The organism is Ignavibacteria bacterium, assembly GCA_041649015.1.
Lineage (GTDB): Bacteria > Bacteroidota > Ignavibacteria > Tepidaquicellales > Tepidaquicellaceae > CAIKZJ01.
In genome coordinates this window covers 491,861-498,345 of sequence record JBAZNU010000003.1, presented here as the reverse complement: position 1 = coordinate 498,345, position 6,485 = coordinate 491,861, and the positions used below count along the sequence as shown (strand labels likewise).

Annotated in this window: 5 protein-coding genes and 1 tRNA gene; 4 read left to right on the top strand and 2 right to left on the bottom strand. The window is 36.5% G+C overall.

Annotated features, from left to right (window positions below):
* On the top strand, window positions 1-257 hold a 257-nt coding region (locus tag WC644_07885; GenBank protein ID MFA5011864.1), incomplete at its 5' end, for a T9SS type A sorting domain-containing protein.
* Window positions 258-553: 296 nt separating this feature from the next.
* Here the strand turns inward: WC644_07885 and WC644_07880 are convergent.
* Both WC644_07880 and WC644_07875 read right to left on the bottom strand, forming a co-directional pair.
* Entirely contained in the window at window positions 554-4,615 is a 4,062-nt protein-coding gene (locus WC644_07880) for an ATP-binding protein (protein ID MFA5011863.1), read from the bottom strand.
* Window positions 4,616-4,673: 58 nt separating this feature from the next.
* Complete coding sequence (locus WC644_07875; GenBank protein MFA5011862.1) at window positions 4,674-5,141, bottom strand: DUF4783 domain-containing protein; 468 nt, start codon at window positions 5,139-5,141, stop codon at window positions 4,674-4,676.
* Between the two features lie 554 nt (window positions 5,142-5,695).
* Between WC644_07875 and WC644_07870 the strand changes: the two genes are divergently transcribed.
* The 3 genes from WC644_07870 to WC644_07860 all read left to right on the top strand — a co-directional run bounded on the left by WC644_07870 (window position 5,696) and on the right by WC644_07860 (window position 6,482).
* Window positions 5,696-5,769, top strand: a tRNA-Met gene (locus WC644_07870).
* Between the two features lie 26 nt (window positions 5,770-5,795).
* A complete protein-coding gene (rpmG, locus tag WC644_07865; protein ID MFA5011861.1) occupies window positions 5,796-5,975 on the top strand; it encodes a 50S ribosomal protein L33 in 180 nt (59 codons plus the stop codon).
* Window positions 5,976-6,008: 33 nt separating this feature from the next.
* On the top strand, window positions 6,009-6,482 hold the full coding sequence (locus WC644_07860; protein MFA5011860.1) for an NUDIX domain-containing protein: 474 nt from the start codon (window positions 6,009-6,011) through the stop codon (window positions 6,480-6,482).
* Window positions 6,483-6,485: the final 3 nt, after the last annotated feature.

Sequence of the window (6,485 nt, the reverse complement as noted above, 5' to 3'; positions counted from 1 at the left end):
AGAACTACCCGAATCCGTTCAATCCGACGACAAAGATAGACTTCGACCTGCCTCTTGACAGCAGGGTAAACATAAAACTGTATGACATATCAGGAAGGGAAGTGAAGACGATTATGAACGAACAAAGGACAGCGGGATATTACACTGTTCAGTTCAATTCAGCAGAACTTTCAAGCGGTGTTTATTTCTACAGGATTATTGCAAAGTCTACTGGTGCTGATTTTATTATGACGAAGAAGATGATGCTGATTAAATAATCTTAGATGTTTTATCGGATATCCCAATAGCAAAACCTACATGGGTATATCATTAAATAACATCTAATATTTATTCTTTTCCCTTGATAAAGCTTGGGAATGAGTGAAATAAAAAATACGTTATTTCTATCAGTATAAATCATAAATAACTCGGTTTTTTCAGCCTGCCTAACGGTTAATCTGCAGAAGGTTTACCTTTAGGCAGGTGTGCTAATCTCTTATATAAAAATCTTTATCCGAGTTTATCGGTTCTATCAGCTGCAATCTGCGTTCTATTATTTTTATTCATTGTAAAATTACTGCGGTACCTCAAACTCCAGAACCACGGTCGTTCCTTCCCCTTTTTTGCTTGTAAACTTTATTCCTGCTTTCATATCGTCAAGCGCTTTCTTTATTATCGAAAGCCCGAGACCCATGCCTGTGGTCTTCGTTGAAAAGTTAGGTTCAAAAAGTTTTTTTAGCATCTCGTCGTCCATTCCGCTGCCGTTATCCCGGATTTCAACCACTACTTTGTGAAGTTTATTGTATGACTTAATGCAAATCATGCATCGTCCATCGCTGTTGTTTTTTTCCTCGAGCGCCTGTACTGAATTCCTGAAAAGATTCTGGAACACTCTGTTCATTTCCTGTCTGTCGGCTTTCACAAGACTTAGGTCTTCGCTTAACTCTTTCTCTATAATCAATTCCTTGTTCAATGAGTAAAGCGATATAACATCTTCCAGCACTTCGTTAATGTTAAGCAGCTCATAATTCCTTCTCGGAAGTTTTGCATAATCGGAAAATGCCGTTGCAATATTCGCAAGCTTTTCAACCTCCTGTGTAATCAGCTCTTTTGTTTTTTTCAGTGCATATTCAAATTCCTCAAACTCTCTTTCCTGATACAGTGTGTAAAGATGCTGTATTGAAAGCTTCATAGGTGTAAGCGGATTCTTTATTTCATGTGCAACCCTTCGCGCAATGTCTCTCCATGCGGCTTCACGCTCAGCCTTCTTCAGCGCCTCTCTTGACTTCTTCAGGTCATGCGTCATTTTGTTGAACGAATCCACCAAACTTCCGAATTCATCGCTTCGGTCAATATCGATTACCACATCTTCCTCACCTTTTGCAATTTTTTCCGTTGCCTCCTGAAGTACGGATATCGGCTTTGAAAGTTTTGCTGTAATAAATCCTACTATGACAAATAAAATTATAATAACAATAAAGTATGAACCGAATATAAACGTCAGCGTCTCAGTCAGCTCTTCCTGAATCTCTTTCTGCCTGTAAACCGATAATGATGATATTATTCCGTTAACGTTATTATTCCTGTCCTTCAGCGGTTTATATCCTACTAAGTAATTCTGTCCCTGTATTTCCTTGCTTTCAAGAAAAAGGTCGCGCTTGAGTATCAGTATGTTGAAGTAACCCTCTTCCGGAACGCGTGTATCCAGAAAATCTGATTTGTAAAGCTCTTCATTCGTCGTCGCAATCAACTTTGACTTAACGAATATGTTAAAGTTTTTATCAACGTTGCCGTAGCTCTTTGTGAGTATTTCTCTGCCGGCAAACTTTATCGTATCTGTCGGCTTGTACCTGTTAAATAAAACTTTCTCATCTTTAAGCGTCTCGTTCAGAAGCCCGAGGTCAGAGAGCAGCTGGTTCCTGTAACTCGTATCATTCTTGCTGCTAATGTACGTCCTCGTGTAAATTGCTAGTATGACAATAGGTATCACTGATACGAATATAAATGTCAGGAAGAGCTTCGACCTGAAATCTATTTGAAGAGAACGTATGTTTAGAAGATATCTTGATGAATAAATTATGTTAAAAACAACAAAGATTGTTAATGCAAACAGTACAAACTTAAGGAAGTAAAACATAAGGAGACTGAAATCATCGCGCTTAATGCTTATCACAAAAATTCTTTCGTCGGATGAATTAACGGGACTGTTTATCTTTATGTAGTATGAACGGTACCTTTCGTTTACGAGAGGGTCGTAACGCCAGGTACTATTTTTCTCTGTTGCTTTTACACTCTCTTTGAAGAGTCCTGTAAATTTCAGTACGCTTTTAGATACCTCTGCATCGGTTGAGTTAATTATTTCATCGTTCAGTATTTCCGTTATTACAGGTTTTGAGATTAATCTGTCCGATATGTTGCCGCTGTTAATGTTTGAGTTACCCGTAAACTGATTCTCAGTAAAAAGATTTATCGTTTCAGAATTCAGAATAGCAATAACGTATCCTTTCAGCTGTGCATACTGTGTATTCCGCAATTCTTCGTTTTCAATCGGAAGAATTCCTGCAAAGTACTTTTCGTTAGTGTTTTCAATTATTATAATATTGTCGAAGAAAATCGGCTCGGGTGTTTCCGTAATGTCAAAATCCTTGTCAGCATCAAAATCTGATTCTTCCTGTAACGTATCCGATTCGTCTATTTCATCGACTATATTCCGCGAAAAATAATTCGTCTTTAAGAATGCGATCACACTGTCACTGTTAATCAGATTGTTGCTGTTGTTAAAATCGCTAATAATTCTTTTAGACGTGTCTGTCAGTATTATATCCGATTTGTACTTTTCAAAGTTGAATTTTCCCTTGCTCCAGATAAAGTATGGAAGTTTTACGGCTTTGTATTCATCGGTTATATACTCGTCTATGTATTTATCTTCCTGAAGCTTACTTAGCTCGTCGGAAAGAAGGAATATAATCTTATCGTTCTGATTCTCCGTCAGCCCGGCACCTATCTTCTCAGCGTAGAACGTCTCCTGCGATTTCGTAAACTCCAGTATCAGCACGGGCGTTATTATGATACAACCGAGTAGAATTAAAGACAAATTCTTCACTGTAAAAAGCGGTATGTTTCTCTTTGAACTTATCTGCCTGAAAAAATAAGTGGAAATTGAAAAAACAAGAAGTGTGATTATAATCCTGTAAACATCTATTATGAAAAAATCTATTTGAACAGCATTGAAGAATTCATTGACTGCAAGGAATAAAACCAAAAGAATGAGTATAAACGACTTCCTGTAAAACTTCTGATGTAAAATGCTTCTCGAACTGTTAATGAGAGTTATTACAAGCGATACATTTATGAGTATATACGCAAAAGTTATAAGCAGTATAGAAAGTTGTGTTACAAAAAGCGGAGTGTCGGGTATTATGTTAGACTTATCAAGAAGCTTTATGTTAGAATCAAATATAAGGCTCTGAATAACGCTACCGTACACGTTGAACAAACCGAAATATATAACGATAGCAAGAATGAATAATCCTGCATGAAAAAACCTTAATCCGTTTTTTTCCTGTCTGCTTTCCGATATATGTACAAATACATTCTTGATTAAAAATGAGGAATATACTACCACGAAAAATATTGTGATAAGTACATCACCTAGCGACTGGAAGATTCCGCCGCCGAGCTTTGATGCGAAAAACTGCGGATTGAAAAGTTCATGGTCCATGAATGCAGAAGGAAACCCGCTCAATATCCAGAAGAACCTCACTACAAGCAGTGTCATCAGGAATAACAAAAGTCTTATCCAGATTGATTTAAAAAGATTTACAAACTTCAGCAGTATGGGTATTAAAAGTATTGTAAATAGAAATCCAAGTACCGAAAGCATAGTTCCTGATAACTCTTCGATGTTATTCCTGTGCTCCGAAAAATTGTATCTTGGAAAGCTGAGATACCCGATCGTATTCCCTTCATCACTGCGGAGCACCAGCTTTCCGTACAGGGATGAAAGAGTGTCCTTATTGGAAAAAATTTCCGCCGGTCCTGCCGGTATTATATTAACGGGCTCGCTAAAATCTTTTGCGATTTCTTCAGTGAACAGCTTTCCGTTGAATTCATACTGCGAAGGACTGTACCTGCTGTCTATAAGTATTCCGAAAACAAGTACACCCTGTACATACGTTTCATTATCCAGCCTGAATATTGGTGTGTACTTAATGAGGTACGTAAAAAACCCGATTTCTTTTATTATCATCGTGGATTTTCCGTTCAATGCTTTTTGTATAAGTATTATTTCGGGGTATAGCTGCTTTCCTTTGTAAAAGACCTGCTCTATTCTTTTATCAAACAATTCAATGTCGTAATTGTCGCCCGAGCTTATATTCAGCACATTTTCATAGAGTCTCTTCATATCGCTTCTCTCGATGTCCCTTCTTACATCAAGATTTCCGGATATTTTTAAAGACGCTTCGTTAAGCCTGCCTGCAAGTTTATTAAAACTTAAATCAAGCTGTTTTTCTCTTTCTTCGTTCTTTTCTTTTATTATCTGCCCTTCGGTCTCGGTTGCTCTTGATATGATAAAGTTGGAGGTTATCTTTACTGCGAATATCCATATCAGCAGTACTATCAGCAGAACTGACATCACTTTATACTTGCGGGGGAATAAGTAAGTTAAGTACAAGTGCGGAGTGTTTAAGTTTTTAATTCAGGTTTATCTGGTCAATGTACCACGAATAATTCTGGTACTTCAGAGATACAGATAATTTTAATTCACGTTTTCCCGAACCTATGTTGTAAGAATACTTTCCCATTACAAAAGCATAAGAATTCTTGTAATATGAGTTTATCAGCTTTACGCTCGTAACTTTGAAATAGTCTATGAAATCCGAAACTATGTATTCCGCCTGACCGGTGCTGTAATATCCTTTTTCGTTGCTCATAATATCAAGAAATACTTCACCGTTAAAATATTTGCTTATCAGGCTTACACTGCCGTACGAGAATCCGTTCGATATTTCCTTAAACGTTTTCTTGCAAAGCTCATATTTCTTCTTCGCATTCTCAGTTTTAAATTTCTTTTCTTTCCACCAGCTATCCTGTGAATATGATTCTGCCGGTATTGTTAAAAGAATCATAAATGAGAAAAGAATTGCTAATTTGCTGCTCATTTTCATTATGATAATTTAGTCATTTATAATTCTTTTTTCAATATAAGAGTACAAGTTCCTGAATTTCACATTCTTCACAACCTTCTCTTAGCATAAGTTAAAATCCAATACAATTAAACAAGGATACGGTTACTTATAAAATAAAAACATTAAAACCCTTAACTAATTTCAAATAAAAAAATCAGTATACTTAAGTGATTTAGACAATTTTTTTACAATCTCTGTAAATACAGTACTTTATCTTTTGCCCTTATTTCTTTTTTAACATTGGCCTTACCTTGCGCTCTAATTGGACTTAAATTAGTGTCAAGCCAAACCCAAAAACTGCTCATTTTTAAACTTTTTCAGAAAAAAAGTTTAAGAGTTTAAAAACATACAATTTTGACTATTTTGGCACATTTTGAAGTCTTGAATTCTGCATTTAAATCCCTTTAAAATTCAACTTCAAATTTCCCATTATATACATTGAATTATCGTGCAGAAATTATTATTTTCATTGTTCTATTAAATTCAGGCAGCTTCCGGATAATGTCCTGATTTTTTAGAAACATGCTGCCGGAGTAGCTCAGCTGGTTAGAGCGTCGGAATCATAATCCGCAGGTCGGGGGTTCAAGTCCCTCCTCCGGTACTTATTAAAATTAAATATATTCTAACATGGCAAAGAAAAAAGAAGGTGCGAGAATCAAGATTAAACTCGTTAGCGTTGAGGGTGAACACAAAGGAAAAAGTGTTTACGTTTCATACAAGAACAGAAATAATACTAAAGAAAGACTCGAACTTAAGAAATACGACAGATTCGCGAAAAAACACGTTTTACACAGGGAAGCTAAATAACACTTCCCTGTTATTTCTTACTCTGCTTGCCCTTTGAAGCTCGCTACTCTGCTCTATATTAAAAACTCCGAAGGAGATTTTCTTCTTCTTAAACGTACCAATAATCCTAACATGGGATTTCTATCACCTCCGGGAGGCAAACTCAAAACCGATATTGCGGAATCCCCTTTCTTGTGCGCTGTTAGGGAAGCTTACGAAGAGTGCGGCATAGTTTCGAAAACGAATGACTGGAGTCTTCTTGGTATAGTTACCGAAAAGAACTATCCAAATATCGGAAACATCATGATGTTCTTGCTCATGTACAATAAATCCGTTGATAAGCTTCCGGCTGATTTCTCGGAAGGCAGTTTTGTGTTTGTACCTCAATCCGAAATCATGAAAGCACACATTCCTGATTCAGATAAACTTTATATTTGGAATTTTGTTTTAAATGGAAATGGTAATCTTTTCAGCATCTCAATCGATTGTGACACTACTCCTTTCAGATGCGTTACCGAAACAAATTAGAAT

Excerpts from the sequence above, each read along its gene's own strand:
- WC644_07880 (MFA5011863.1), bottom strand. The coding sequence starts at position 4,615 with ATGTCAGTTCTGCTGATAGTACTGCTGATATGGATATTCGCAGTAAAG.
- WC644_07875 (MFA5011862.1), bottom strand. The coding sequence starts at position 5,141 with ATGAGCAGCAAATTAGCAATTCTTTTCTCATTTATGATTCTTTTAACA.
- rpmG (MFA5011861.1), top strand. The coding sequence starts at position 5,796 with ATGGCAAAGAAAAAAGAAGGTGCGAGAATCAAGATTAAACTCGTTAGC.